Here is an 812-nt window from a genome sequence, read left to right on the forward strand (position 1 = left end):
GTTACCAGTGACGGTAACGATATGACGTACTGGTATTCCGTAGACTGGGTGCAGATTAACGTCGATATGCAGCTCGCCAACACGGTGATCAACGGCAGCAATAACCCAATTAACCCGCTTTACTACAACCAGGACGGAATCGACCGTCTACAGCAGGTCGCACAGGCGGTGTTCAATACGGGCGTATCTTACGGCCTGGTCAACGGTCAGCCTGTCGTCGATGCAGTGCCTTTCCGCCAGTATATCAACACTAATCCGAATGATTACGGTATCGGGCGTTATGCAGGCCTTTCGGCCTCCTATACGCCGATGCGCGGATTTGTCGAAATCATTTTTAACATCAATGTGACAATGCAGCTTTCGTGAGGGACTGAACCGTGCCTAATCCAATGATCCCCGTTGGCACCCTTAACCGGGTTCGCGCCAGCGTTAAATTCACCTCTCATTCCGAACTGAATGTGTCCGCCTCATTTCTGGCAAAAGAAGGCGTCGAATTGTCCTTTCAGGGCAATATCACGGAGTTTTTACCCGCTATGACGGGAGCCGTGCAGTCGCCGCAGCCATACATGATTTTACAGGCGCGTGTTCATCTGCTGCGTAGCCAGGCGCTGGGAAAACAATTCAAGGCGCAATGGGAAAAAAACGCCACGATCGGCGACGCAAAAGTGTATAGCGACAGCACGGTGTTTGGTGACTTCGATATCTATAACACGGCGATCACCAATGTGCAGGATATGACCTTCGCCGGGGGCGAGCCGGGTGTGGCCATCACCATTACCGGTACGTATTACATCAACTCTGAAATGTGGGAT

At 51.7% G+C, this 812-nt stretch carries 1 protein-coding gene and 1 pseudogene; both read left to right on the forward strand.

Annotation, left to right across the window (positions count from 1 at the left end; genetic code table 11):
• Positions 1-366 (forward strand): annotated as a pseudogene (locus EQY_RS0123220) (hypothetical protein); the annotation flags it as partial.
• Between the two features lie 23 nt (positions 367-389).
• Positions 390-812 (forward strand): hypothetical protein (locus tag EQY_RS0123225; protein ID WP_000613367.1); only part of this gene is annotated, 423 nt, incomplete at its 3' end.

Source organism: Escherichia sp. TW14182 (genome assembly GCF_000208525.1).
Lineage (GTDB): Bacteria > Pseudomonadota > Gammaproteobacteria > Enterobacterales > Enterobacteriaceae > Escherichia > Escherichia ruysiae.